Raw genomic sequence first — 25,941 nt, 5'->3', positions numbered from 1 at the left:
GGTCAGGACAGGCGGTTCCTGAAGTCCTGGTAGCCGAAGCGGCGCACGGTCTCGAAAGCGTCGCGCTCCGGGTCGTAGAGCACGATGGACGGCAGGCGCACGCCGTTGAAGGTGGTGTTCTTGACCATGGTGTAATGGGCCATGTCGGTGAAGACGAGGCGCTGCCCGGGGGCCGGGAGCGCGTCGAAGCTGTAGTCCCCGGCCATGTCGCCCGCGAGGCAGGACGGCCCGCCCAGGCCGACGGTGTGGGCCTTTTCCCCGGGCAGGCCCGCGCCGACGACGTGGGGCCGGTAGGGCCCTTCGAGCACGTCGGGCATGTGGCAGGGCACGGCGGTGTCCATGATGGCCACGGGCCGCGTGCCGCCGGGCACCACGTCGAGCACGGTGGTCACCAGATAGCCCGCATTGAGGGCCACGGCCTCGCCCGGCTCCAGGTACACGCGCAGCCCCCGGCGGGCGCGGAAGTCGCGCACCAGCTCCACCAGCCGTTCGCGGTCGTAGTCCGCGCGGGTGATGTGGTGTCCGCCGCCGAAGTTCACGTAGTCCAGGCCCGGGAGCAGCTCGCCGAAACGGCGCTCGAAGGCGGCCAGGGTCCGCTCCAGGGGCCCGACGTTCTGCTCGCACAGGGTGTGGAAGTGCAGGCCCGCGAGACCGCGCACGTCGTCCGGGCCGATGTCGGCCCGGCGGGCGCCCAGGCGCGAGCCCGGGCCGCAGGGGTCGTAGAGCGGGTTGGCGCCCTCGGAGTGTTCGGGGTTCACGCGCAGGCCGAAGTGCAGGCTCCGGCCCAGGCGCGCGGCTTCGGCCCGGGCCACGGGCTCCAGGGCCCGGCGCTGGGCCGGGGAGTTGAAGACCAGATGGTCCGCCGTGCCCGCCAGGTCGAGCACGTCGGCCCGGGAGAAGGCCGCGGCAAAGGCGTGGACCTCGCCGCCGAACTCCTCGCGGCCCAGGCGCGCCTCGTGGGGCGAGCTGGCGCAGACCCCGCCGAGCACCCCGCGCAGCAGGGGAAAGACCCGGAACAGGGCGAAGGCCTTGAGGGCCAGCAGAACGGTCGCCCCCGAGCGGGCCTGCACGTCGGCCAGCACGGCCAGGTTGTCGGCCAGCAGGCCCAGGTCCACCACATAGGCGGGGGTGTCGGGCACGCGGGCGGGGTCGAAGCGGACCTGGGTGCGGCCGTCCACGCCTAAAGCTCCCTGACCACCCAGGGCAGGCCGTGGGCCCCGAGGGCCTCCATGAACGGGTCGGGGTCGAGCTGCTCCATGTTGAACACGCCCGCGCCCGTCCAGGCGCCGCCGAGCATCATCTTGGCGCCGACCATGGCCGGAACGCCCGTGGTGTAGCTGATGGCCTGGGAGCCGACCTCGCGGTAGGCCTCCTCGTGGTCGCAGATGTTGTAGATGTAGACCGTCTTTTCGCGCCCGTCCTTCACGCCGCGCATGAGGCAGCCGATGCAGGTGCGGCCCTTGGTCAGCGGGCCCAGGGAGCCGGGGTCGGGCAGCACGGCCTTGAGGAACTGGAGGGGCACGATCTTGCTGCCCTGGTATTCCACGGCGTCGATGCGCGTCATGCCGATGTTTTCCAGCACCTTCAGGTGGTTCAGGTAGTTGTCGGAGAAGGTCATCCAGAAGCGCGCCCGGCGCAGGCCGCGCAGGTTGGTCACCAGGGATTCCAGCTCCTCGTGGTACATGAGGAAGCACTTCTTCGGGCCGATGCCCTCGGGAAAGTCGTAGGTCATGGACCAGGACAGCGGGTCGGTCTCCACCCATTCGCCGCGCTCCCAGTAGCGCCCCCGGGCGGTGACCTCGCGGATGTTGATCTCGGGGTTGAAGTTGGTGGCGAAGGGCTGGCCGTGGTCGCCCGCGTTGCAGTCGATGATGTCCAGCACGTGGATCTCGTCGAACAGGTGCTTCTGGGCGTAGGCACAGAAGACGTTGGTCACGCCGGGGTCGAAGCCCGAGCCGAGCAGGGCCATGAGCCCGGCCGCGCGGAAGCGCTCCTGGTAGGCCCACTGCCATTTGTATTCGAATTTGGCCTCGTCCGGGGGCTCGTAGTTGGCGGTGTCCAGGTAGTGGGTGCCCGTTTCCAGGCAGGCGTCCATGATGTGCAGGTCCTGGTAGGGCAGGGCCACGTTGAGCACCAGGTCGGGCCCGAAGCTTTTGATGAGCGCCACCAGTTCGGGCACGTCGTCGGCGTCCACCCGCGCGGTGCGGATGGGCCGGGGCAGCTTCGCGGCGATGGCGTCGCACTTGGCCTTGGTGCGGCTGGCGAGCATGATTTCGCCGAAGACCTCGGGCACCTGGGCGCACTTGTGCGCCACCACCTGGCCGACGCCGCCGGCGCCGATGATGAGAACCTTCTTCATGGGAGTCCTCCCGGGGGTCGAGGTTAACGGTAGAGGTAGGTGTAGCCCCGCATGCAGCGCTCGTAGGCTTTCATGATGTAGTAGCGCTCCTGGGGGGTGATGTTGCCGTCGCGCACGCCCTGCTCGGCCATGAGGCGGAAGCTCTCCACCACGTGCTTGGGGTCGTATTCCACGTAGGAGAGCACGTCGGACACGCTGTCGCCTTCCAGCTCGCGCACGATGTCGAAGGTGCCGTCGGGGTTGATGCGCACGGAGACGACGTTGGTGTCGCCGAACAGGTTGTGCAGGTCGCCCAGGGTCTCCTGGTAGGCGCCGACGAGAAAGGCACCCAGGTAGTAGGGCCGGTCGTCTTCCAGGGCGTGCAGTTCCAGCACGCGTTTGACGCCCCGGGTATCGATGAAGCGGTCGATCTTGCCGTCGCAGTCGCAGGTGATGTCGGCCAGGAAGGCCTGCTCCGTGGGCTGCTCGTTCAGCCGGTGCACGGGCATGATGGGGAAGAGGTGGTCGATGGCCCAGGCGTCGGGCAGGGACTGGAACACGCTCATGTTGCAATAATAGATGCTGGCCAGGGACACGGCGATGTCCTCCATCCAGCGCGGCGGGTTCTTCACGTCTTCCAGCTTGTCCGCGATGTTGCGCATGATGGCCCAGAAGATGGTTTCGCCCATGGCCCGCTCGCGCAGGGAGCAGCGGCCCAGGCGGAACATCTGGCGCACCTCGTCGCGGTAGTAGATGGCGTCGTTGTAGCACTCCTGGACGTTTTTCACCGTGAGGGAGCGGTGGGTCTCCCAGAGGTTGTGCACGGGCTCGGGGTAGTCCTCGGGCACGGCGGCGGGCACGGGGCGGCTCTCCAGGCGGCTTTCGTCGAGCACGTCGAAAAGCAGCACGGAGTAGTAGGCCACCGTGGCCCGGCCGGATTCGGTGACGATGTGCGGATGGGGCATGTCGCGCTCGTCCATCTCGCTCATCACCGTTTCCACGATGTCGGCGCAGTATTCGTCCAGGGTATAGTTGCGGCTGCTCTCGAAGTTGGTGTGCGAGCCGTCGTAGTCCACGGCCAGGCCGCCGCCCAGGTCCAGGTAGCCCATGGCGCAGCCCTCGCCGACCAGTTCGGCGTACATGCGGCAGGCCTCGTGCACGGCGGTGCGGATGTCGCGGATGTTCGGAATCTGCGAGCCGAGGTGGAAGTGCAGCAGGCGCAGGCAGTCGAGCATGTCCTCGGCGCGCAGGATGTCCACCACGTCGACCACCTCGGCGGTGGACAGGCCGAAGATGGACAGATCGCCGGCGGACTCGGCCCAGTGCCCGCCCACCTGGGCGCTGACCTTGGTGCGCACGCCCATCTTGGGCCGCACGCCCAGGGCCTTGGAGCGCTCCAGGATGAGCTGCACCTCCCCGGGCATTTCCATGACCAGGAAGCAGTTGAAGCCCATCTTGGTGGCGTACAGGGCCAGGTCCACGAAGTCGCTGTCCTTGTAGCCGTTGCAGACCAGGCAGGCCTCGCGGTCCGAAAGGTAGGCCAGGGCGGCGATGAGCTCGGCCTTGGAGCCGACCTCCAGCCCGTGGTGGTAGCGCGAGCCGAACTGGGCGATCTCCTCCACCACCTGCTGCTGCTGGTTGACCTTGACCGGGAACACGCCGCGGTATTCGCCCCGGTAGCCCAGGGCGGCGATGGCCGTGCGGAAGGTCTCGTGGAGCAGGGAAATCTGCGAGTCGAGAATGTTCTCCACGCGCAGCAGCACGGGCAGTTCCAGCCCGCGTTCCTTGAGGCCGTCGATGATCTGCGGCACACTGACGCGCACGCCGTTGCCCGGCGCGGGCACCAGCACGAGGTCGCCGTTTTCGGCCACGTCGAAATAGCCGCCGCTCCAATTGCGGATGCCGTAGAGTTCGGCGGACCGTTCGGCGGTCCACTTCTCCAGGGGGCGCTTGGTCATGGGGGAGTCCCCTCCTCGCCGTCCGCGCGGGACGCGGACCTGAACTTGCCGGGCCCCGGAGGACCCTGGAAAGGGCTGCGCGGCGAGAGGGATCGAGGATCTTGGGCAACGCGCAGCCGAGGGGTTTACCTAGATGCCATCGCTTGCGGCGTCAATGAAAAATTTGGGCCGCCCCGCGAGCCCGTCGCGGTGGAGGAGGGTGGAATGCGGCGGGCAGGCCGGGCAGCGGGCGGCCGCGCTCGGCGCGCCGCCCGTCGCCGGTGCCTTATTTCCCGGTGTGCAGCAGGCCCTTGGCGGCCAGGGTCGTCTCGGAGCGCGTGCACAGGGTGAACAGCACGGTGATGGCCAGATAGCCCATGCCGAAGTAGGTCACGGCGTCGGGCATGCCGAAGGTCAGCAGCAGCCAGCCGAAGAGCATGGGCCCGACGATCTGGCCGGTGCGGCCCACGGAGTTGAACAGGCTCATGGCCGTGCCCTCGCCCAGTTCGTGGCTGGCCCGCAGCTTGAGCACGAAGGCCCGCGAGGCGTCGAGGCTGCCCGACACGCCCAGCAGCAGGGCCGTCAGCGCCGTGGCCTCCAGCCCGCCGAAGAAATAGTAGGTCGTGAACCCCAGGCAGCCGGTGGCCCCGGAGAGGAAGATCAGGAACTTCTGGTTGCCGGCGCGGTCCAGGAACTTGGCCAGATAGGGCGCCACGTAGATCAGGCACACGCCGTAGAGCATGTACACGCGGCCGATGTCGGACTGCGACTGGCCGAGGTCGGCCAGATAGATGGGGCTGAAGTAGTACATGAAGCCCACGAAGGCCAGGGAGGCCGGGATGGAGCTGAGCGCCACCAGCCCGAACACGTCGCGGTTGGTCAGAAAGCGCAGGGCGCGCGCGGGGGTCAGGTGGCCCTTGGCCGGGCCGCCGGAGGTCAGGGCGCAGAAGGTCGGGCGGGCCATGGTCCGGCGCAGGAAGGTCAGGGCGTAGGCCCCGGCGCAGACGAGGATGACCGTTCCGGCCAGCAGGACGGGCCGGAAGCCCACGCGCTCGGCCATCATGGCCCCGGCGGCGCCGCCGCAGATGCTGCCCGCGAAAACGCCCGCCCAGAGCTGGGCCATGCCCTGGGCCTTGCTGCCCCGGTCGGTCTGGCGGACGATGAAGCCCTGGGCGGCCATGATGAAGGCGCCGTAGCCCAGGCCGACCAGCCCGCGCGAGGCGATGAAGTGCAGCGCGTCGGGCGCCAGGGCCGACCAGACCGTGCCGCCCAGGGCCGCCCCCAGGCCGAGCCAGAAGGGTTCGTGCCAGCCCCGGCGGTCGATCCACGGCCCGGTGGCCAGGAGGGCCACGCCCACGAAAAGCATCTCCACGGAAATGGGCAGGCCGAGGACCATCTCGTGCGACAGGCCCAGCTCGGGGATGGGCAGGGTCTTCATGTACAGCGGCAAAAAGGAGATGCACATGTCGATGCCCAGCAGGAACAGGAACGCCGCCGGGCGGATGGCCCCGAAGGGCACCTCCGCCCCGGGCACGGGGCAGGCCGGGCCGGGGGTCTGGCCCGCGGGCGGGCCGCCCGCGCCGCCCGTGCCGTTGGTTCTGGCGTACTGGTCCTTGATGAACAGGTTGGCCAGGATGAGCATTTCCACGAAAAACAGGATGGAGATGACCAGCACGGTGGCCGAGTCCTTGAATATCTCGGTCAGCTTCCGGAGCATGGTCTGGCGCGAGACGTTGGCCACCAGGGTGGCGTGCGGTTCGCCCTCGCGCATGAGCGGCACGCGGGCGCGGTAGCGCGGATCGTGGCGGCCCTCCAGGGGCCCGGGGTCCAGCCCCGGGCCGGGGGCGGCCCCGGTGCGGTAGTCGAAGGCGCCCTGGTGGCTGGCCACGAAGGCCGGGCGGCCCTGGGCGTCGTAGACGGCGATGTCGCGCAGCTCCGGCGAGGCGGCGATGATGTCGCCAAGAAGCTGGTCCAGCCCGCTCAGGGTTTCCAGGCGCAGGCCCTTGGCGAAGAAGAACTCCACGTCCTCCTTGAGCAGGGCCATCAGGGTTTCGGCCTTGGTCTGGTTGATGGCCAGGAATTCGTCGCGGAAGGCGCGCAGGTTCATGCCCGCGAAGACGATCTGCGCCGAGCCGACCACCAGGAAAAGCAGCACGGAGATGCGCCGCCCGGGCAGCCCGGAGGTCAGCGGCGCGGCGTGGGTCACCAGGTTCAGGGCCAGGATGAGCAGGGCCATGCCGCAGACCATGACCCCGGCGAAGACCTTGAGGTTGTGGTCGAAGAAGGGGGCGAGCAGGCGCTCCACCTGGTCGTCGCCGAAGCTGATGACCGTGTGGGCGGCCACGCCCTTGGCGTCGGTGATGGGCAGGGCGATGGAAAACTGGCCCAGGTGTTTGACGAAGCTCGGGGGCGCGCCCTTGTCGCCGCCCAAGGGCGCGAGCAGGGCGCGCAGGTCGGTCGGCAGGGTTTCGCCGCCCAGGTCGCGGTTGGTGGAGTGGAGAATCCGGCCGTCGGGCAGGACGATGGAGATGACGATGTCGTCCTCGCGCAGCATCTTGCGCTGGTAGCCCGCCGGAGTGTGGCGCAGGACCACGTTCTTGAATATCTGGGCCCGGGTGTCGTCGAGCACGCGCTCGATGCCGGTGAACTTGTCCAGGCGCTTGCCGAACTTCAGGGCGCGGTCCAGGCCGCGTTGCAGATCCAGCGCGACCACGCGGTATTCGGAAATGATGGCCTCGGTGTAGACCTTTTCCATGGACGCGGTGGTCAGCATGATGCTGAAGCCCAGGGACAGCAGCAGGAGCAGGAAGGCGCACAGGGCGATCTTGAGTTTCATGCGTGGCGTCCGGTCGGGAAGGTTGGCGTTGCGGGAGGCCACGGCACACTAGCGCGCCGTGGGCCGTGATGCAACGGCCAAGGGCGGGGTCTCAGCGCAGCACTTCGCGCAGGGTGGCGTTGGTCGTGCCGACCCGTTCGGCCAGCAGGGCGACCACGAAGCGGTGGACGGCCGAGGCCAGGTCCGGGCGCTTGTGCTGGAGCAGGGGCATGGCCCGGGCGGGCAGGCGGAACAGCACGCAGTCCTCGGCGGTGGTCACGGTGGCCGTGCGCGGGGCGGCGGTGTACAGGCCCATCTCGCCGAACACGGCGCCCGGGCCCAGCTTGCGCAGGCGCATGTGCCGACCCTCCTCCAGGGCCATCTCCACGTTCACCGTGCCGCTTTCGATGAAGTACATGGCGTCGGGCGCGTCGCCCTGGCGGAACACGACCTTCCCCCGGGGCAGCGCCACCCGCGCGAGCACCTTCATCAGCAGCGGGATGAGCCCCGGCTCGGGGAACACCGGGGCCAGCAGCTCGGGCAGGGGCCGCTGCTCCTGGTGCAGTTCACCCGCGTCGTCCAGGATGTGGTCCTCGGTCCACTCCAGGGCGTAGTCCAGGGAGGTCGCGGTGATGGAGCCGCCGTCCTCGTCGGAGAGCACGCAGCCCGCCCGGGAGAGCTGCGCCTCCACTTCCAGGGGCACGTTGGTGAACACCAGCCGGAACCCGCCGGACTTGGCGATCTGCTTCATGCGGATGAAGGAGATGGCCACGGATGAATCCAGCCCGCTGGTGTAGGTGAAATCGAGCAGCACGAAACGCAGGGGCTCGCGCTCCTGGTCGTGCAGTCGCGCGGTGATTCTCTCGATCAGCCGGTTGGTCGTGCCCAGGAAGATGAACCCTTGCAGGGTCAGCATGTGGATCTGGTCGCCCTTGCGGCGCAGCACGGCCTGCTGGGCCGGGGTGCGGTCTGTGCTGCTGTGGTAGCTGGCGCCCGACATTTCCAGGCGCACCACGCTCACCGAGCCGTAGCGCACGGCGGTGACCAGCATGGCCAGGGCCGCGCCGATGGCCAGCCCCGGCAGCAGCCCCAGGGACACCGTCAGCAGGAAGACCAGCAGCAGCAGGGCGTAGTCGCCCCTGTGGGTGAAGCGGGTGCGCGTTTCCACCAGCCAGCGCCAAAGCAGCGAGATGCCCAGCGCCGCCAGCAGCCCTGCCGGAACGAAGCGCGGCAGCAGCGGCAGCCATTGCCCGGAAAACACCAGCGCCACGGCGCAGACCGCCGTGCCGACCAGCCCCGCCAGCACCCCCGAAGCCCCGGCCCCCCGATTGCCCAGGCTGCGGTCCAGGGACAGGGTGCCCGGTATGCCGCCCGCCAGGGCGCACAGGATGTTGCCCACCCCCAGCACGCGGAATTCGCCGTCCAGGTCCACCGGCCGCCCGGTGATGACCTCCATCTCGGAAATGCGGATCATGGCCGAACAGGCCACCAGCCCGCCCAGGGCCAGGACGTAACCCGCGCAGTCGGCAATGACCAGCCAGTCGATGCGTTCCAGGAACGCCATGTCCTGGATGGAGGCCCAGGGCGCCTGGGCGGGCAGGGCCTCGAACAGCCAGCCCATGGCCCGGGCCTGCTCCAGGTCGATGCCCTGCCAGCGCAGGTAGCCGTGGCAGGCGCCGATGGCCGCCGCCAGCAGCACGGCCAGGGCGTAGGAGTTGCGCACCCAGCGCATGACCACGAAGACCGCCAGCCCCAGCCCCAGGGCCGGAGCCCAGCGCAGGCACAGGTCGGCCTCGAAATAGCGGACCACGATGTCGCCCAGGCACACGCTGCGGCCCAGGGCCGCCCCGAAGGCCTGCACCACCAGCATCAACCCCACCGCCGCCAGCACGCCGCCCACCGCCTGGATGGGCACATAGCGCACGCGGTCGCTGCTGCGCGACAGGCCCGCCGCCAGCAGCAGCACGCCCGTGAACAGCCCGCAGACCGCAAAGGCCCCCAGGGCCGTGGCCAGCACCGCTTCGCCCGGCGCCCCGGCCATGCGCTGCTGCACGTATCCGGCCAGCAGGAAGAGCACCACGCCGGTCATGGTTTCCGGCCCGGCGGCGGCAAAGGCGATGCGGCTGGTCAGCGCCACGGCCAGGCCCATCGCCACGGCGCTCACCAGCGCCATGCTCACCGCATGCGGGAAATGCCCGAGCAGCCCCTCGTGGGAAAAAATCAGCAGCCCCACCGCCAGGGAGAACAACACCGCCAGCGCGCCCGCCGCGAGCCCTCCGGCCACGTTGCGCACCGCGCCGCCCTCCACCAGCCGGGGCCGCAGGTCCGCGTCCAGCGCCCGCGACAGCTCGGCCTCGGTGATGGCCGCGTGCGTCCGCTCCGGCCCCCGCTCCTGCGGTTCGGGCCCGATCACGTCTTCCAGGTGCAGGTCGACGGCGTCGGGCACCACCAGCGACACCGCGCCGCATTGCGGGCAGCGTACCCTGCGGTCCGCGAATCTGTCCGGAAGCGTTTTGTCCAGCCCGCAGGAAGGACATTTGAAGACCGCCACTGCTCTCTCCCGAGGTCCCGATTTCATGGGACTGTACACGCCTTGCCCCGAGGCTGGCAACCGTCCCGGTGGATTCATCGGTCGTTCCAGGGATTTGTATAGGTCGGGTTTCTCCCGCCGCCTTACGGCGTCCGGGGGGAGAAAATCGATCCGCCCCTTGACCTTCCCTGAAAATGTTGTACTTTGACTCCTGTCAGGAACAATTCCTGATAATGAAAACGCAATGCAAAAGGAGCGAATCATGACCAAGACCGAAAAGAACCTGCTGGAAGCCTTTGCCGGCGAGTCCCAGGCCAACCGCAAATACCTCGCCTTCGCCGAGAAGGCCGACAAGGAAGGCTTCCCCCAGGCCGCGCGCCTGTTCCGCGCCGCCGCCGCCGCCGAGACCGTCCACGCCCACGCCCACCTGCGCGCCCTGGGCGGTATCCGCTCCACCGCCGAGAACCTCAAGGAGGCCATCGAGGGCGAAACCCACGAGTTCAAGGAAATGTATCCGCCCATGATCGAGGACGCCAAGGCCGAAGGCCACAAGGCCGCCCTGCGTTCCTTCGAGTTCGCCAACGTCGTCGAGGCCGTGCACGCCAAGCTCTACCGCAAAGCCCTGGAGACGCTGGAGAACCCCGAGCCCGCCGAGTACTACGTCTGCTCCGTGTGCGGCCACACTGTCGAAAACGAGGCCCCGGATTCCTGCCCCGTCTGCAAAGCCGCCAAGAAGGCGTTCTTCAAGGTGGAGTAATCGTCCGGCTGGCGGTTGCCGGGGCGCTGCCCCGGACCCCGGCCGGGGGGCGCCGTCTCCCGGCATCCCCCGCAAGGGGGCAACGACCCCTTGACCCCGTACGCCGCCCCGCAACCGCGCGGCAAAGCCCACGCGGTTGCGGGGCGGGGGCCGGGCCGGGCGTTGGGGCGGCTTCAGGAGAGGCCGGAGAGCGTTGACGCCCGCAAGCGGCCCCGCCGGACCCAAAAAACAACCGGGCCGGATTCCCTGAGTGGGAATCCGGCCCGGTTGTTTTTTGGGAGGGGGCGGCTTTGGTCGGGGTGCCCTGTCGTTTGTCCCCCGCCGACCCTTCGTGGCGGCCGCGGCCGTTTTGCCTAGCCGCCGAGGTAGGCCTTCTTGACCTCGGGGTCGCTCATGAGGGTGTCCGACGGGCCGTGGGCGACGATCTCGCCGGTGTCGATGACGTAGCCCCGGTGGGCGAACTTGAGGGCCAGGCGCGCGTTCTGCTCCACGAGCAGGATGGTCAGGCCTTCCTCGTTGAGTTGTTTCAGGGTGCGGAACATCTCGTACATGAGCAGGGGGGCCAGGCCCATGGAGGGTTCGTCCAGGAGCAGGACCTTGCAGCCGCTCATGATGGCGCGGCCCACGGCGAGCATCTGCTGTTCGCCGCCGGACAGGGATTCCGAGCGCTGCTTGCGGCGCTCGGCCAGCCGGGGGAAGAGGTCGAAGATGCGCTCCAGGTCGCGGTGCAGGTTGTCGGTGTCCTTGCGGGCGTAGGTCGCCAGAGTCAGGTTTTCCATGACCGAGAGGTTGCCGAAGATGTGGCGGCCTTCGGGGGTCAGGGCGACGTGCAGGTCGGACACGACCTTGTGCGGCGGCGTGCTCAGGATGGACTGGCCCTTGAAGAGGATGTCGCCGGAGGTGACCTTGGGGGCCTCGGGCGGGGGCAGGCGCATGATGGCGTGCAGGGTGGTGGATTTGCCCGCGCCGTTGGAGCCGATGAGGGTCACGATTTCGCCCTCGTCCACGGAGAAGGAGATGCCGTGCAGGGCCTCGATGTTGCCGTACTTGACGTAGAGGTTTTGGATTTCGAGCAGCATCAGATGTTCTCGTCTCCCAGGTAGGCCTTGATGACCTTGGGGTTGGTCTGGATGTCCTCGGGGCCGCCCTCGGCGATGGTCGCGCCGAAGTCGATGACCTTGATTTCCGAGCACAGGGTCATGACGACCTTCATCTGGTGTTCGATCATCCAGATGGTGATGTCGAACTCGCGGTGAATCCACTGCACGAGTTTGATCAGGCCTTCCACGTCGGCGGAGTTCAGCCCCGCGGCGGGCTCGTCCAGCAGCAGCAGCTTGGGCTGGATGGACATGGCCCGGGCGATTTCCACGCGGCGTTGCAGGCCGTAGGGCAGGTTCCGGGGCCGGTCGTCGGCGCAGGCGCGCAGGTCCATGGCGTCGAGCAGCTCGAAGGCGATCCTGTCGATTTCGCGTTCGCGGCGGGTGTGGTTTTTGGTGCGCGCGAAGCAGTCCCACAGGCTGTAGCCCATGCGGTAGTGCTGGGCGATGCGGATGTTGTCCAGCACGGTCATGTCGTGCCACAGCCGGATGTTCTGGAAGGTCCGCGCGACGCCCAGGGCGGTGACCTTGTGGGGCTTCAGGCCCCGGGTGTTCCGGCCGTCGAAGGTGATGGTGCCTTCGGTGGGCTGGTAGAACCCGGAGGTCAGGTTGAAGATGGTGGTCTTGCCTGCGCCGTTGGGGCCGATGAGGCCGACCAGCGAGCCCTTCTCGATGGAGATGTTGAAGTCGGACACGGCCTGGAGGCCGCCGAACTTCTGGGTCAGTCCTTGTATTTCCAGCAGAGCCATGGGTCCGGTCTCCGGGTCGCGGTTACTTGAAGGTGTAGAACCTGCGCAGGCGCGGGAACACGTCGGAAAGTTCCTTGTTGCCCAGGATGCCTTCGGGCCTGAACTGCATGAGCAGGATCAGCACGAGCGGGATGATGACCCACTTCCAGACCTGGGATATCTCGTAACTGTCGGGCAGCAGGCCGATGGTGTGCATGATGCCGTCCAGGGCGGGGATGCCGAAGCGCAGGGCCTCGATGAGCAGGGTGAACAGCACGGCGGCCAGCACCGCGCCGGACATGGAGCCCATGCCGCCCAGATAGACCATGACCATGCACTCGGTGGACTTGAGGATGTTGAAGCTTTGCGGGTTCACGTAGCCGTAGGCGTGGGCGAACAGCCCGCCCGCGATGCCCGCCACGCCCGAGGAGAGCATGAAGGCGATGAGCTTCATCTTGTTCGTGTTCACGCTCATGATCTCGGCGGCCACCTCGTCCTGGCAGATGGCGATGATGCCCTTGCCGTAGGTCGAGGCCACGAAGCGGCGCAGAATCCAGACCGAGAAGGCCGTGCCCAGCAGAACCCAGATGAGCATCCAGGGGATGTCGATGGTGTCCTGCATGGAGTTCATGACGCGCTTCATGCCCGAGAAGCCGCGCGGCCCGCCGATGATATCGATGTTCTCGATGGCGGAGATGACCATGTAGTTCACGGCCAGGGTGATGATGGCCAGGTAGTCGCCGCGGGTCTTGAACGAGGGCAGGGCGACGATGAGGCCCACCAGGGCGGCGGCCACCCCGCCGATGAGTATGGCCGCGGGGAAGAACCACATGGCCAGGGAGGGGTCGAGCAGGGGCGGGCCGAACACGCGGTCCTTGGTGAAGAAGATGACCGTGATGACCGAGGAGACATAGGCGCCGACGCACATGAACCCCGCGTGGCCGCAGGAGAACTCGCCCATGTAGCCGTTGACCAGGTTCAGGCTGGTGGCCAGGATGATGTTCATGCCCATGAGCATGATGACGCTTTGGATGTAGAGGTCCATGTGTCCGCTTTGGGCCAGGAACACGAGAACCAGGGCGCCGACGGCCAGAAGGGCGTTGAAGGTGTATTTCTGCATGGTTGAGCCGTCTCTTGGTTAGATCTTCGTGGTCTTGGCGACGCCGAACAGGCCCGTGGGTTTCCACCACAGGATGAGCAGCAGCACGGAAAAGGCCATCAGGTCGCGCAGGGTGGAGGGGAACACGGCCACCACGCCGATCTCGATGAATCCGAGCAGGAATCCGCCCAGGAACGCCCCGCGGATGTCGCCGATGCCGCCGACCACGGCGGCGATGAAGGCCTTCCAGCCGATGAGCGCGCCCATGTAGGGCTCGAGGATCGGGTAGGACATGGCGAACATGAAGCCGGCCAGCCCCGCGAAGCCGGAGCCCAGGACGAAGGTGAACACGATGATGGTGTTCACGGGAATGCCCATGAGCGGGATGGCGAACTTGTCGTAGGAGATGCCGCGCATGGCCATGCCGATCTTGGTCTTGGTGACGATGAAGTGCAGGAACAGGAACACGGCGATGGCCGTGAAAATGACCGCGACCTTCAGGTTCGTCACCGAGATGTCGCCCAGGGTCCAGATGGTCTTGTCGATGAGTTCGGGAAATTTCTTGCGGCTTGCGCCGAGCAGGGCCAGGTTGCCGTTTTCCAGCACCAGCCCGCACATGAGCGCGGTGATGACCACGTAGAGCCGGTGGGCGCCCTTGTTGCGCAGGGGGCGGTAGGCGATGCGCTCCAGCGTGACGCCCACGCACGAGGTGAGCAGCATGGTCAGCGGGATGGAGAGCATGAGCACGACCATGCCGGACAGGGCGCCCGGGGAGACGACCCCGTATTCGCCCAGGAAGAACGTGGCGACGAAGAAGGCGATGTACGCGCCGACCATGAAGATGTCGCCATGGGCGAAGTTGATGAGCAGCAGCACGCCGTAGACCAGCGTGTAGCCCACGGCGATGAGGGCGTAGAAGCTGCCGAACTGGAGCGCGTTGATGATGTTCTGGATCAGGATTTCCACGGCGGAAAGCTCCTCCTTGGCCGCCTTGGGCGGGCGCGGCGCGCGGCCCGGGCGCGGCGGGGGGTCGGATGAACGAGGCGGCGGAGACCGTTTGGCCTCCGCCGCCGTTGCGTCCTTTGCGTCAGGCGGTGCCTACGGGCAGACCTGCTCGGTGAACACGAACTCGCCTGCGTCGCTGATCTTGACCACGACGGCGCACTTGATGGGGTCACCCTGCTCGTCGAACTTCATCGAGCCGGTGATGCCATCGAAGGAGGGAATGGCGGCCATGGCCTCGCGGATGGCGGCGCGCTGCTTGCGGACATCGGATTCCACCTTGCCGGCGTTCTGGATGGCGAGCAGCACGATGTTGGTGGCGTCCCAGGTCAGGGCGGCCACGTCGTCGGGGGTCTCGTTGTACTTGGCCTTGTAGCGGTCGATGAAGACCTTGGTGGCGCCCTTGGCGCCGGCGGCCGCGTAGTGGGTGGAGAAGTACTGGCCCTTGCAGTCGTCGCCGCACAGGGTCATCAGCTCGGCCGAACCCCAGGCGTCGGCGCCCATGACGGGGCCGGTCCAGCCCAGGTCGTGGGCCTGCTTGAGGATCAGGGCCACCTGGTTGTAGTTGTCGGGCAGGAAGATGAAGTCGGGCTTGGCGGCGATGATCTTGGTCAACTGGGCGGAGAAGTCCTGGTCCTTGGTGCCGTGGGACTCGAAAGCCAGGACGGTGCCGGCGCCATGCTTCTTTTCGAAGTCGGCCTTGAATATCTCGGCCAGACCCTTGGAGTAGTCGTTGGAGATGTCGAAGAGCACCGCGGCGGACTTGGCGCCGAAGGTCTTGGTGGCGAAGTCGACGGCCACGGGGCCCTGGAAAGGATCCAGGAACGCGGCGCGGAAGACCCAGGGGCGGTCCAGGGTGGCGTCGGGGTTGGTGGACCAGGGGGAGATCATCGGGGTCTGGTTGTCGTCGCAGGTGCCGCCCGCGGGCACGGCCTGCTTGGACGAGTTCGGGCCGACGATGGCCACGACCTGGTCGCGCTCGATGAGCTTGAGCGCCACGTTGACGGCGGACTCGGCCTTGGACTCGTTGTCCTCGTAGATGAACTCGAGCATGTACTTCTGGCCGCCGACCTCCAGGCCGCCCGCGGAGTTGATGTCCTCCTTGAGCATTTCGGCGGCGTTCTTGGACGACTCGCCGACCTTGGGGATGTCGCCGGTCAGGGGCAGGTTGAAGCCGAGTTTGATGGTCTCGGCGGCCAGGGCCACCGAAGACATCAGGAACACCGATGCCAGGGCCAGGGAAAGGGCTTTACGCATGAAATCCTCCTCTCGTGGAAAACGGGTTCGCAACTGACGATGGATTCAGATACATGAACTCCGGGCAAATAGGAAGAATCAAGCGTGGACAAAAATGCCAAAATCCGCCCCGGGCGCGGGATTTCGGAACCAGGAGGCCCTGTTTTCGGGAAAAGGGCCCAGGAATGGCGCGGGTTTTCGATTTACAAAAATGTGAAGCATGTTTTTTTCTCTTTGCGAAATCGAGTCGGCCATAAATGCCCGTTGCCCCGCTTGGGTGCCTTCGGGGGCGCAGGGTCGGATGCTTCCGCCCGCTGTTGTGCTCGCCGGGGTTTTACGGTAGCTCATAAGGCCCGCCCGCAAGGGCGCAGCCGCAGGAACAGGGAGGGACGCCATGTCCGGTGAGACCCGCAGGATCGTGCTGGAACACTCGGCCGCCGGGTGCGAGTTGAGGGAGAAATTCTTCCGCGACGAGGTGGACAAGGTCGTGGAGGTGGCCCGGGTCATGGCCGTGTGTCTGGCCCGTGGCGGCAAGGTGCTTTTCGCGGGTAACGGCGGCTCGGCCGCCGACGCCCAGCACCTGGCGGCGGAGTTCGTCAACCGCTTCCTGCTGGAGCGGCCGCCGCTGCCCGCCGTGGCCTTGACCACCGACACATCCATACTTACTGCAATCGGCAACGACTACGGCTTCGAGCAGGTGTTCGAGAAGCAGGTCCTGGCCCTGGGGGCGCGCGGCGACGTGCTGTGCGCCATCTCCACCTCGGGCAACAGCGCCAACCTCGTCCACGCCCTGCGCGCCGCGCGCGAAAAGGGCGTGGTCACCGTCGGGCTCACGGGCCAGGGCGGCGGGGAAATGGCGCCCTATTGCGACCACCTGCTCATGGTCCCCGGGCGGCACACCCCGCTGGTGCAGGAGGTGCAGATCGCCGCGGGGCACATGCTGTGCAGGCTGGTGGATTATTACCTCTTCGAGGCGGTCATGGAACTGACCCCGTACCTCGAAGGCGACTAGCATCCCACGGAGGGCGCGATGCCGATTTACGAATACAAGTGCGAGAAGTGCGGCAAGGAGTTCGAGGAACTGGTGCTCGGCTCCGGCGAGACCGTGAAATGCCCGGCCTGCGGGTCGGAGCGCACGGGGCGGCTCATGTCCTGCTGCCGCCACAAGTCCGCGGGCGGCGCCGGGCTGGGCCAGGCCTCGGCCCCCTCGTCGGGCGGCGGCTGTGCGGGCTGTTCCGGCGGCAGTTGCTCCACCTGCCACTAGGCCCCCAACCGCGCGGCCTTCGGGCGCGCATCATATCTCTTTAAGGATAAGGACCGGATGCACAAGGTAACCATCGCCACCCGGGGCAGCAGGCTCGCCCTGTGGCAGGCGAACCACATCAAGGACCGCATCGAGGCCCACCACCCGGGCACGGCGGTGGAACTGCTGCTGATCAAGACCACCGGCGACAAGATCCTGGACGTGCCCCTGTCCAAGGTCGGCGGCAAGGGGCTGTTCGTCAAGGAAATCGAGGAAGCCCTGCTGGACGGTCGGGCCGATCTGGCCGTGCACAGCATGAAGGACGTGCCCGTGGCGCTGCCTGAGGAGTTGGTCATCGGCGTGATCCCCGAGCGTGCGGAGAACACCGATACGTTGCTGTCCATGCGCTTCGGCGGGCTGGACGCCCTGCCCCGGGGCGCCGTGGTCGGCACCAGCAGCCTGCGCCGCGCGGCGCAGTTGCGCAGCCTGCGGCCCGATCTGGAAATCCGCGACCTGCGCGGCAATGTGGACACCCGGCTGCGAAAGCTGGAGGAAGGCCGGTTCGACGCCATCGTCATGGCCACCGCCGGGCTGCGCCGCCTGGGGCTGTCCGTTCCGGAAATGGCGCTCCTGGCGCCGCCGCTGTTCCTGCCCGCCGTGGCCCAGGGCGCGCTGGGGCTCGAATTCCGTGAAGACGGGCCCATGGGCGAGTTCCTGGATTTCCTGGATCACGAGGAATCGGCCATCACCGTCAGCGCCGAGCGCGGATTCCTCACCGGGCTGGACGGCGGCTGCCAGGTGCCCATCGCGGCCTGGGCCGAGTTGCGCGAGGACGGCGAGCGGGTCCGGCTTTACGGGCTGCTGGCCGAGGTGGACGGCTCGGCGGTCATCCGCCGCGAGGCGGAGGGCGACGCCGAGGACGCCTTCGAGCTGGGGCTGGCCCTGGCCGACGACGTGCTGGACGAGGGCGGGCGCGAGATCCTGGCCCGCGTGTACGGCGCCTGATCGGGCTTCGCGCCGCGCGGGCGGCCGGGGCGAATCCGGCGGCGCAGGATGCGCGGGACGCGCGAGGCGAGCCTGCGCCCGGCGGAGGATGCCATGAGTGAGGACGAGCGGCGGCGAGCCTGGGCGGCGCTGTGGAGCATGGGGCTGCTGGCGGCCCTGTGGGCCGGGGCGGCGCTTGCCGCCGAGCCTGCGCCCGGGCAGCCCGCGCCCCAGGCCGGGCAGCGGCTGGTGCAGTGCGTGGTGGTCGATTGGGCGGCCCCCGGCGACGGCCCCCGGCTGGACGTGGGCGTGCGCGTGTTCGGCAAGCCGGTGGCGCAGGCCACCCTGGACCTGGAACAGACCACCCTGGATTTTGCCTTCGAGGACGGGCCGATTGTCGCGCGCGGGGTGCTCGTGGCGGGCTTCGACCCCTGGAAGGGCACCGGCACCCTGACCCTGGAGCGCCTGGAATACGCCTGCGACCTGAGCGGCGCGGCCACGGTCCGCAGTCGGGCCATGGCGGATTTCCTGTTCCTGTCGCGCTATGAATGAACGGGCGGCGGCCCGCGGGGGCCGCAGGGGGGCTTGCCGGGTTGTGCCCGGGGTGCCCAAGGCAGCGGAGACTAAGGGGGCTGCCGCCTGCGGCCGCCGGATGCCCACGGCCCGGGGCGTCGGCCCATGCGGTCAACTCCCTGAAAAGCGACGGCCCCGAACCATGCGCATGGTTCGGGGCCGTCGCTTTTCAGTCGCCCGGACGGGTCGTCAGGTCAGGGAGCCGGTGTTGTAGAAGGCGCTTCCCCCGCTGGGGGCGGCGGGCATGCTCTGGCCGCCTTGCTTTTTCATGAGTTCCATGAGCTGGGCCTGGAGGGCGGCGATCTCGGCTTCCTTCACGGCGGCCTTGGAGCGCTTCTCCTCCAAGGTCCCCTCGCTCTGGTTGATCTCGTCCAGCTCCTTGCGTAGGGCTTCGATGCGCTTCTTGATCTCCTGAATCTGACGGGTGACGCTGTTGGCGCTGTCGTCGTCCTGCTCGTCGGCGGAACCGGCCGCGCCGGTGGCGCCGTTCAGGGCCTTGGCGAAGGGGTTCCCCTGGCGGCTCAGGCGCCGGGCCGCCTCGGAGAGCTCGACGACGTAGTCGGCCATGGTGTCGGGGCGCTCCGCGGCCTGGGCTCCGCCCTGCACTTCGGTCCGGGCGTCGCCCTGAGGCGCAGCCTCCTCCGCGGCCTTGCGGGGCTGGGTGAACAGTTCCTGGCGCTGTGCGTCTGCGGCGATGCTTCCCGTGAGTTCCGTACTCATTGTCATGCCCCCTGTCCTGTTATCGGCACTTCCCGCGCAAACTTGATCCCCGCGCACAAATTTCACGGCCCCGGGATTTTTCCGTTGACATTTCACCACGCCCAAGGCAGTTTGTCGTTCCCAAAGCGTGGGGCTGTAGCTCAGTTGGGAGAGCGCTTGAATGGCATTCAAGAGGCCGTCAGTTCAATTCTGTCCAGCTCCACCACGATAGTCCAAGGGTTCCGCATTGCTGCGGAACCCTTTTTCGTTGTTCTCCGGCGGGGGAGGGGCCCGGTCGCCACTCCGCCGGGGCGGCGGTGCCGGGCGGCTGCCCGTTTTGGCGGGCATCCGTTCCGGCCGTGGCTTCACTGCGCCGCGAATATTCCCAGATGGGTCGGGCCGAGCCCCGTCGAAAGGATGCGCCGGAACCCCGTGTCCGCCGCCAGCCGCTCCAGTTCGTCCTCGGACAGGCGCTGTTCCAGGGGCGGGCCGAAGTCCATGGGTTCCTTTTTGATCTCCACCACGGCCAGCCGTCCTGCCGGGGCGAGCAGGCGGTGGGCTTCGCGCAGCACCCGGCCCCGTTTCTCGTGCCCCAGGCTGTGCAGCACCGTGCAGAGGAGGCAGAGGTCGAAGCTCCCCGTCCGCAAGGGCAGCTCCCCGGTGATGTCCGCCGCAAGCGTCTCCAGATGCGTCAGGCCCTCGGCCGCGGCCCGGGTGGAGACGTGGCGCACCAGTTCCGCGGACCGGTCCACGGCCAGAACGCGCCCCTGCGCCCCCACGAGGCGGGCCGCGCGCAGCGCGTAATCGCCCGGGCCGCAGCCCAGGTCCAGGAACGCCTGCCCGTTTTCCAGCCCCAGGGCCCCGAACAATTTTTCCGAATCATGCATGCCGTAGCTGCTGCGTCCGGGCGCCTTGCCCGGGCCTGTGTGCCCGCAATGCGTGTGCAAGTTCATGGCTCCTCCGTTTACAGGTAGTAGAGAAAAGATTCGAGTCTGGCCCTGTCGCTTTCGTTCCGCGTGCCGTCGAACACCAGATGCAGCACGGGCCGTCCGCCATCCCGCGCCGCGCCCCGGTGCAGGATGTCCAGGGAGATGCCCGTGTTTTCGTACATGGAGGACACGGCGAGCACCCCGTCCGCGCCCTGGGCCGGGAGCCGCATCCTGGCCGCGCGCCAGCGCCCGAAAGCCCCGTCATAGAAGCCCAGTGCGGTGTCGGCCTCGCGGCGCAGCTCCTCGGCATCACCCCCAAAGGGGCTGCGCGGCCCGAGGGCCCGGGAGACCTCCGCCATGGCGGCCGCCAGTTCGTCGAGCAGGGCGGCGACTCCGGCGGGGCGCCCCGGGTCGCCGTGCGTCGCATGGTCGCGCCACAACATCCACAAAGCCTCCGCCAAAGGCGCCCTCAGTACGCTGTGCCCCTGTTCCTCCATGTGCGCGAACAGCCCGTCGTTGAGCATGTCGTTGTACAGCACGAGCGGTTCGCCCACGGCGAAGACCGCCTTGCCCCCGGTGCCCGCGCCCCCGGGCCGGGCCGCGGCCCGGGCCAGGTTCACGAGGTCCTCCAGGCGGGGAGCCCCGCTGCGCGCCAGATCCAGCGCGGTGTCCAGCGCCCCGGCGCGCCGGGCGGGCGGGGTGGCCAGCACGATGTCTCCGGCCAGCAGGCAATGGAACAGGCCGCGCACGGTTTCTTCAGGCAGCGCGGGCAGGTCCTCCAGGAAAGGGGCCAGGAGAACCACGTCCCCGAAGCCCTCTTCGTCCAGCTTGGCGCGCATGAAGCGTGCGTACTGGCCGTCCACCTCGGCGCCCTCGTTCTGGGGCACGAGCACCGCCCCGGCTCCGCCTGCGGCGTTTTCCAGGGTCGCCAGAATGTCGCCCAGCAGAGCGGCCATGGAAAAGTACTCGTTGGCGGTGGTGTGCCGCCTGCCCCGGGCCAGGGTGCTCCCGCTGGAGGGAGCCAGGGGCAGAACGTTGCCTCCCCGGGCCCCCAGCGCCGCGCAGGCCAGTTCCGTATAGGGGAACAGGCGCGGCACGTAGAGCACACCCCGCCCGTCCCAGGAACCCAGGCTTGCGAGTATTCCCGGTGCGGGGTCGCGGGGCAGCTCCGCCACGTTGGTGATCCGCTTCCCGGCCCGTGGCGGTGTCTTTTCCAGGCTGTTCACGAAGGCCTCGACCCGGGTCATGACGCCCACCCCCGAGGAATGTTCGTCCACCTCGATGGCCAGGTACGGCTTGGGGCCCATGATTTCCCGGACGTAGTGCGAGAGCACCGTGTCCGGGCCGCATCCGTGGTGGGTCAGGAGCACGGCGTACAGGTCCGGATGGTGGCGCGCCGCCCGGGCGGCGAAAAGCATGTGTTGGCCGAAGGGCCAGTACATGTTCGGATGCCGCGTGAAAATGTCGTTGTCAGGCAGGTCGTGGAAGGGCAGGACCTCGTGGCCCATTTCCCGCAGCCGGTCCGGCACGCCCATGTGCAGCATCTGGTCCGCCACCCCGTAGATCTTGGAGATCATGACGAAGGTCTTCCCGCCCGGCTTGATTCCGGCCAGGGTGCCCGCGGCCCGGGCCTCCATCTCGTGCTCGAAGGTTTTGTAGGACCGCATGGCCTGCCCCAGGGCCGCCATGGTTTCCTCGTCGCCGCGGCCCAGGGCGCGACCCATGCCCAGGAAGCCGTTCCGCATGAACTCCGGCCCCATGCCGAAGGCGATGGTCGGCGCCAGCAGGCCGATCCCCCGGGCCTTGAGGTTCATGGCCTGGCTGACGATCCTGAAGGCCACCTGCATGTAGGCGCAGCCGTAGTCCCTGCGGGCCTTGGAGCCGGGATGGAACACGGTGTGGAGGTCCGGAAAAAAGATATGATCCACGCCCCTGGCCGCCAGCTCGGCCACGTGGCCGTTGATCAGCTTCACCGGATAGCAGGTCTCGTCCAGGGAGTATTCCTGGGCCAGGCGCACGGTCTCCTCACTGCTGGGTGCGGACAGCAGCACGTTGCAGCCCAGGGCGGAAAAGAACGGCGCGAACATGGGGAACATGCCGTAGGTGAACAGGGCGCGCGGGATGCCCACGGTGGGCTTCGCCGGATCAGGGACAGGGTCGTGCCCCCTGAACATGCATGCCGCCACATCCCTGCTGAAGCCGGACTCGACCCGCACCGCGGGACCGGCGGCCGCGCCGCCTTCCCGGGCCGGAGCGTCCTGCCCGGCGAGGGCCTCGAAGCCCTTGAAGGCCGTGGCCCGGCCCGTGGCGGCAATGTCTTCGCGGGCCAGGATGGCCGCGCCCCAGGCCCCGGTGACGCTGAAAAAGGGCGGCACCGACACCGCCTTCCCGGTCAGGGCGCGCAGGGCGTTGACCACGCCCTGATTGTGCCCCAGCCCGCCCTGGAACAGGATGTTCCTGCCGATGCGCCTGCGGCCCACCACGCGGTTCAGGTAGTTCCTGATGATGGAATAGCATAGCCCCGCCGCCAGATCGTCCAGACGCGCGCCCGCGCCGAGGCGGGTGGAGACCCCGGCCTCCATGAATACCGTGCAGCGTTCGCCCAGGTTTACGGGATTTTCGGCGGCCAGGGCCAGGGGGCCGAAGTCCTCCAGGGGCACTCCGAGCTTCTTGGCCTGCTCTTCGATGAAGGAGCCCGTGCCTGCGGCGCAGACCTTGTTCATCTGGAAATCCGTGACCACGCCGTTTTCCAGGGCGATGAATTTGGAGTCCTGTCCGCCGATCTCGAAGACCGTGTCCACTGTGGGATCCACGGCCAGGGCCGCCCGGGCCTGGGCCGTGATTTCGTCGCGCACCAGGTCCGCGCCCACCAGCCGCCCGATCATGTGGCGGCCCGAGCCCGTGGTGGCGGCTCCGGCCACGCGCACCGTGCCGCCGACCTCCTCGCGCAGCTCGGCCAGGCCCTTGCGCACGGCGGCCACGGGGTCTCCGGATGTGCGCAGATAGCGGAAGGCCAGAATCCGGTCCCGGTCGTCGCTGAGCACCAGGTTGGTGCTGGTGGAGCCTACGTCGATGCCCAGCCAGCAGTCCGTGGAGCCGTTTTCCCCGTCGGGCGCCGAAAGGTTGTGCCTGCCGGAGGCGTCGTCGGTGCCGAAATCCGCCAGCGGCGCCAGGGTCAGGCCCGCTTCGTCGCTTCCGGTCGGGGCAGGACCGGCCATGTCCATGCGCAGGAGGGTGTCCATGTCCGCCCGCAGGGCCTGTTTCGCTGCCAGCGCCGCCGCGCCCACGGCCCCCGCGCAGGCGGAATGTTCGTGGACCTGGATGTCCGGGGTTTCCAGAATGTCGCGCAGGGCCGTGACGATGGCCTCGTTGCGGGACACGCCGCCCACGAACAGCAGGGGCCGGACCAGGGGCAGCTTGCGCATGACCGCCCCCCGGTAGTTGCGGCACGTGGCGTAGGCCAGGCCGCGCAGGATGTCGGGAACGGGCACGCCCTCCTGCTGGTGGTGGGTGATGTCCGTCTTGGCGAACACGCTACAGCGTCCGGCGATGCGGGGGGTGCTCCCGGCGCGGTCGGCGAGCGTGGAGTAGTCCTCCATGGCCAGCCCCAGCCGGGACACCTGTTCCTCCAGAAAGGCCCCCGTTCCCGAGGCGCAATTGGAATTGAAGGAGACCCGGACCCGGCTCTTGTCTTGGGGCGAGAACTCCGTGAGATACTTGGCCGTCTGGGCCCCGATCTCGATCACCCCGCGCGCCTGCGGAGCCAGGAGCAGGGCCCCTTCGACCAGGGCGGCGACCTCGTTGACGCGGCTCACGGCCCTTGTGCGGGCCAGCAGTTCCGCGCCGTTGCCCACCGCCGCGGCCGTGGCGATGTTCCGGGCCAGCCCGGCCCGGGCGCAGTCCTCCAGCAAGGCGCGCAGCGTCTGGCCGGGCTGGCCCCGGTGCGCGCGGTAGCGGCCGAGGCGCACCCGGCCGTGTTGGTCCACCAGGGCGATCTTCACCGCGCAATAGCCTATGTCGATGCCGAGACTGAGCATGTCGCAATCCTCCGGGCCTGATGCCCGCGGCGATGGTTAAGAGTCTAAACCATTAGTTCAAAAAAATCCCCTACCCCAGGATATCCCGCATGCGTTCGTGCATCACGGCCTCCACCTCGGCCAGAACCTGGTCCACGGTCTCCACCTGCTCCTCGCTGTAGTTCCCCAAGCGGTCCTGAAGGGAATGGATATGGCGCTCGTGAAAGTCCTTGTGGGCCGCAAAGGCGTCCCAGCCGGACGGCGTCAGAAAAACCAGTATTTCCTTGTTGTTGTCCGTGGCGGGGCGTTTCACGGCAAAGCCTTTTCCGGCCAGCTTGCCCACCATCTGGGATGCCGCGCTCTTGGTCACCCCCAGGGCGTCGCCCACGTCCTTGACGTTGGCGCCCTCGTTTTCGCCGATGGCCTGCAGGCAGTGCACTTCGCTGGTGGACAGCGCGACACCCCCGCCCAGGGGCACGGGGTGTTCCTCGATCCGCATGTGGGCCATGATGATGCGGCGCAGCCTGCGCACGACCCGATCCAGGGATGCCTGTTTGCTCATGCGGACTTGGTAAACCTGCTTAACCAATCATGTCAAGGACTTTCAGCGTATCTCCCGGTGTCAATCTTGCCAGTTGAATCAAGGAGATACGAGATTCGTATTGACAGGGGGCGCGGCGGGGGCTAGAGCCGGTTGAAAGAAATTGGATTTCATTCTCAACGGAAGGTCCGTGATGCTCCCAGCCGTCCTCCCCTCGCCTCCGAGGTCCAGGCCACGCGCCGATGCCGCGTGCCCCGGGTCCAGGCTGCGCCGGTTCCAAGACAGCGCGATCCTTTCGCGGTGGAGGGAGCGGGAGGTGCGGGAGGGGGTCTTCGTCAGCCTGCTGGACGCCACCCCGGACAGCGACGCGGCCTTCGCCTACGACAAGCGCAGCGCCTTGGTGGAATTCGGTTTCTTTCTGGAGGGCGCGCTGCGAAACGCCGTGCGCGCAAGTCCGCTGGGGTCCATGACCATGGACAACTCGGCCGGGCTCGGGGGCATGGCCTTTCTGCGCGAGATGTCGGGAACCGCCCATTTCGCGGCAGGCCAGCGCGTGCGCCTGCTGCACATCCATGTGGCCCCGGCGGCCCTGGCCGGGCTGCTGCGTGGCGATATGGCGCGCGCCCACCCGGAGTTGCGGCGGTTCTCCGCATGCCGGGAAGAGGATTTCTGCCGCCAGATGCGCCTCTCCCCCCAGGTGCTGACCGCCGCCAACGAACTCTTTCTGGCGCTGCAAAGCGGCTTGCCCGGAGTCCTGTACCTGGAGGGCAAGACTCTCGAACTTCTGGGCTTGCAGGCTCTGGGGCCGGACCGGGGCGGAGCCGCCGTGGCCCTCGGCCCGGGCGACAGGAAGACGTTGTACGCCATCCGCGACCAGTTGCAGAGCGAGTGCGCCGCCCCGCCGCATCTCGGCGACCTGGCCCGGCAATACGGCATGGGCGTCGCCAAGCTTCAAAGCGGTTTCAAGGACATGTTCGGGGCGTCCGTCCACGGCTATCTCAAGGAGCAGCGTCTGCAAAAGGCGCGTCTGCTTTTCGAGACGGGAGACATGAACGTCAGCGAGGTGGCATGGTCCATAGGATACATAAATATCAGCCACTTCAGCGCGGCGTACAAAAAACGGTTCGGAATCCTTCCCAAAAAGCACCTCAAGTCCATTCGCATGAACGGCACGCCGCTCGCGCTCTAAGCTGCGGATGCAGCGGCCGCGTGAGAGGGGCGCAACGCTCCGGCACCTTGCGTTTTCCGCACGCGGCGCATTTTTTGCGCCCCCGGGGCGGCGCGTCACTATACGAAAGAGCAAAACATCATGTTTTCAGGGCAGAATCGGAGCCCCTTTCTGCCCTAGCCTCTCCTTGAACGGCACTGCGCCTCCCATCGCGAACCGCCGACGGGGTCCGCGTTCCGGAGCGAACCT

20 protein-coding genes and 1 tRNA gene are annotated in these 25,941 nt (G+C 67.8%); 7 read left to right on the top strand and 14 right to left on the bottom strand.

Annotated elements, in window-relative coordinates; translation table 11 throughout:
* Window positions 1-2 precede the first annotated feature (2 nt).
* The 5 genes from nspC to ACZ5KV_RS06465 form a co-directional block, all read right to left on the bottom strand.
* Window positions 3-1,178: a carboxynorspermidine decarboxylase gene (gene nspC, locus ACZ5KV_RS06485; protein ID WP_464241530.1), complete on the bottom strand. Its 1,176-nt coding sequence runs from the start codon at window positions 1,176-1,178 to the stop codon at window positions 3-5.
* A gap of 2 nt (window positions 1,179-1,180) precedes the next feature.
* Window positions 1,181-2,359 carry a saccharopine dehydrogenase family protein gene (locus tag ACZ5KV_RS06480; RefSeq protein ID WP_464241529.1) on the bottom strand — a complete coding sequence of 393 codons (1,179 nt, stop codon included), beginning with the start codon at window positions 2,357-2,359 and terminating at the stop codon, window positions 1,181-1,183.
* A gap of 23 nt (window positions 2,360-2,382) precedes the next feature.
* A complete protein-coding gene (gene speA / locus ACZ5KV_RS06475; RefSeq protein WP_464241528.1) occupies window positions 2,383-4,296 on the bottom strand; it encodes a biosynthetic arginine decarboxylase in 1,914 nt (637 codons plus the stop codon).
* Window positions 4,297-4,561: 265 nt separating this feature from the next.
* Window positions 4,562-7,111: an MFS transporter gene (locus ACZ5KV_RS06470; RefSeq protein WP_464241527.1), complete on the bottom strand. Its 2,550-nt coding sequence runs from the start codon at window positions 7,109-7,111 to the stop codon at window positions 4,562-4,564.
* A 91-nt stretch (window positions 7,112-7,202) separates the two neighbouring features.
* Entirely contained in the window at window positions 7,203-9,641 is a 2,439-nt protein-coding gene (locus tag ACZ5KV_RS06465; protein WP_464241526.1) for a cyclic nucleotide-binding domain-containing protein, read from the bottom strand.
* A gap of 241 nt (window positions 9,642-9,882) precedes the next feature.
* Between ACZ5KV_RS06465 and ACZ5KV_RS06460 the strand changes: the two genes are divergently transcribed.
* Entirely contained in the window at window positions 9,883-10,377 is a 495-nt protein-coding gene (locus ACZ5KV_RS06460; protein ID WP_464241525.1) for a rubrerythrin family protein, read from the top strand.
* 353 nt (window positions 10,378-10,730) lie between these two features.
* Here the strand turns inward: ACZ5KV_RS06460 and ACZ5KV_RS06455 are convergent, their stop codons facing one another.
* From ACZ5KV_RS06455 to ACZ5KV_RS06435, 5 genes are all read right to left on the bottom strand, one after another.
* On the bottom strand, window positions 10,731-11,456 hold the full coding sequence (locus ACZ5KV_RS06455; RefSeq protein ID WP_464241524.1) for an ABC transporter ATP-binding protein: 726 nt from the start codon (window positions 11,454-11,456) through the stop codon (window positions 10,731-10,733).
* Entirely contained in the window at window positions 11,456-12,223 is a 768-nt protein-coding gene (locus ACZ5KV_RS06450) for an ABC transporter ATP-binding protein (RefSeq protein ID WP_464241523.1), read from the bottom strand. Before ACZ5KV_RS06450 ends, ACZ5KV_RS06455 begins: the two co-directional genes overlap by 1 nt.
* 22 nt (window positions 12,224-12,245) lie before the next feature.
* Entirely contained in the window at window positions 12,246-13,322 is a 1,077-nt protein-coding gene (locus tag ACZ5KV_RS06445) for a branched-chain amino acid ABC transporter permease (RefSeq protein WP_464241522.1), read from the bottom strand.
* Between the two features lie 18 nt (window positions 13,323-13,340).
* The gene (locus ACZ5KV_RS06440; protein ID WP_464241521.1) at window positions 13,341-14,267 is read right to left on the bottom strand and encodes a branched-chain amino acid ABC transporter permease; all 927 of its coding nucleotides are present in this window, start codon (window positions 14,265-14,267) and stop codon (window positions 13,341-13,343) included.
* 132 nt (window positions 14,268-14,399) lie between these two features.
* Entirely contained in the window at window positions 14,400-15,560 is a 1,161-nt protein-coding gene (locus tag ACZ5KV_RS06435; protein WP_464241520.1) for an ABC transporter substrate-binding protein, read from the bottom strand.
* A gap of 373 nt (window positions 15,561-15,933) precedes the next feature.
* Here ACZ5KV_RS06435 and ACZ5KV_RS06430 point away from each other — a divergent pair, with 373 nt between their 5' ends.
* The 4 genes from ACZ5KV_RS06430 to ACZ5KV_RS06415 all read left to right on the top strand — a co-directional run bounded on the left by ACZ5KV_RS06430 (window position 15,934) and on the right by ACZ5KV_RS06415 (window position 18,318).
* Window positions 15,934-16,551, top strand: coding sequence for a D-sedoheptulose 7-phosphate isomerase (locus ACZ5KV_RS06430; protein WP_464241519.1), 618 nt, complete (start codon window positions 15,934-15,936; stop codon window positions 16,549-16,551).
* Between the two features lie 18 nt (window positions 16,552-16,569).
* Complete coding sequence (locus tag ACZ5KV_RS06425) at window positions 16,570-16,803, top strand: FmdB family zinc ribbon protein (protein WP_464241518.1); 234 nt, start codon at window positions 16,570-16,572, stop codon at window positions 16,801-16,803.
* Window positions 16,804-16,860: 57 nt separating this feature from the next.
* A complete protein-coding gene (gene hemC / locus ACZ5KV_RS06420; RefSeq protein ID WP_464241517.1) occupies window positions 16,861-17,787 on the top strand; it encodes a hydroxymethylbilane synthase in 927 nt (308 codons plus the stop codon).
* A gap of 93 nt (window positions 17,788-17,880) precedes the next feature.
* Window positions 17,881-18,318 (top strand): hypothetical protein, encoded by a 438-nt coding sequence (locus ACZ5KV_RS06415; RefSeq protein ID WP_464241516.1) that lies wholly within the window; start codon window positions 17,881-17,883, stop codon window positions 18,316-18,318.
* A gap of 210 nt (window positions 18,319-18,528) precedes the next feature.
* Here ACZ5KV_RS06415 and ACZ5KV_RS06410 read toward each other — a convergent pair whose 3' ends face one another.
* A complete protein-coding gene (locus ACZ5KV_RS06410) occupies window positions 18,529-19,065 on the bottom strand; it encodes a FlxA-like family protein (RefSeq protein WP_464241515.1) in 537 nt (178 codons plus the stop codon).
* Window positions 19,066-19,188: 123 nt separating this feature from the next.
* Here ACZ5KV_RS06410 and ACZ5KV_RS06405 point away from each other — a divergent pair.
* Window positions 19,189-19,264, top strand: a tRNA-Ala gene (locus ACZ5KV_RS06405).
* A 139-nt stretch (window positions 19,265-19,403) separates the two neighbouring features.
* On the opposite strand, the gene ACZ5KV_RS06400 is transcribed toward ACZ5KV_RS06405, so the two are convergent.
* From ACZ5KV_RS06400 to ACZ5KV_RS06390, 3 genes are all read right to left on the bottom strand, one after another.
* Entirely contained in the window at window positions 19,404-19,925 is a 522-nt protein-coding gene (locus tag ACZ5KV_RS06400; RefSeq protein WP_464241514.1) for a class I SAM-dependent methyltransferase, read from the bottom strand.
* A 77-nt stretch (window positions 19,926-20,002) separates the two neighbouring features.
* Window positions 20,003-24,004 (bottom strand): acyl-CoA dehydratase activase, encoded by a 4,002-nt coding sequence (locus ACZ5KV_RS06395; protein ID WP_464241513.1) that lies wholly within the window; start codon window positions 24,002-24,004, stop codon window positions 20,003-20,005.
* A 70-nt stretch (window positions 24,005-24,074) separates the two neighbouring features.
* Entirely contained in the window at window positions 24,075-24,545 is a 471-nt protein-coding gene (locus ACZ5KV_RS06390) for a MarR family transcriptional regulator (RefSeq protein ID WP_464241512.1), read from the bottom strand.
* Between the two features lie 295 nt (window positions 24,546-24,840).
* On the opposite strand from ACZ5KV_RS06390, the gene ACZ5KV_RS06385 reads away from it, so the two are divergent.
* On the top strand, window positions 24,841-25,713 hold the full coding sequence (locus ACZ5KV_RS06385) for a helix-turn-helix transcriptional regulator (RefSeq protein ID WP_464241511.1): 873 nt from the start codon (window positions 24,841-24,843) through the stop codon (window positions 25,711-25,713).
* The last annotated feature ends 228 nt before the right edge of the window (window positions 25,714-25,941 follow it).

The organism is Desulfocurvus thunnarius (assembly GCF_055390965.1).
The sequence above is the reverse complement of the archived record's forward strand: the minus strand, read 5'-3'. Positions and strand labels throughout refer to the sequence as shown.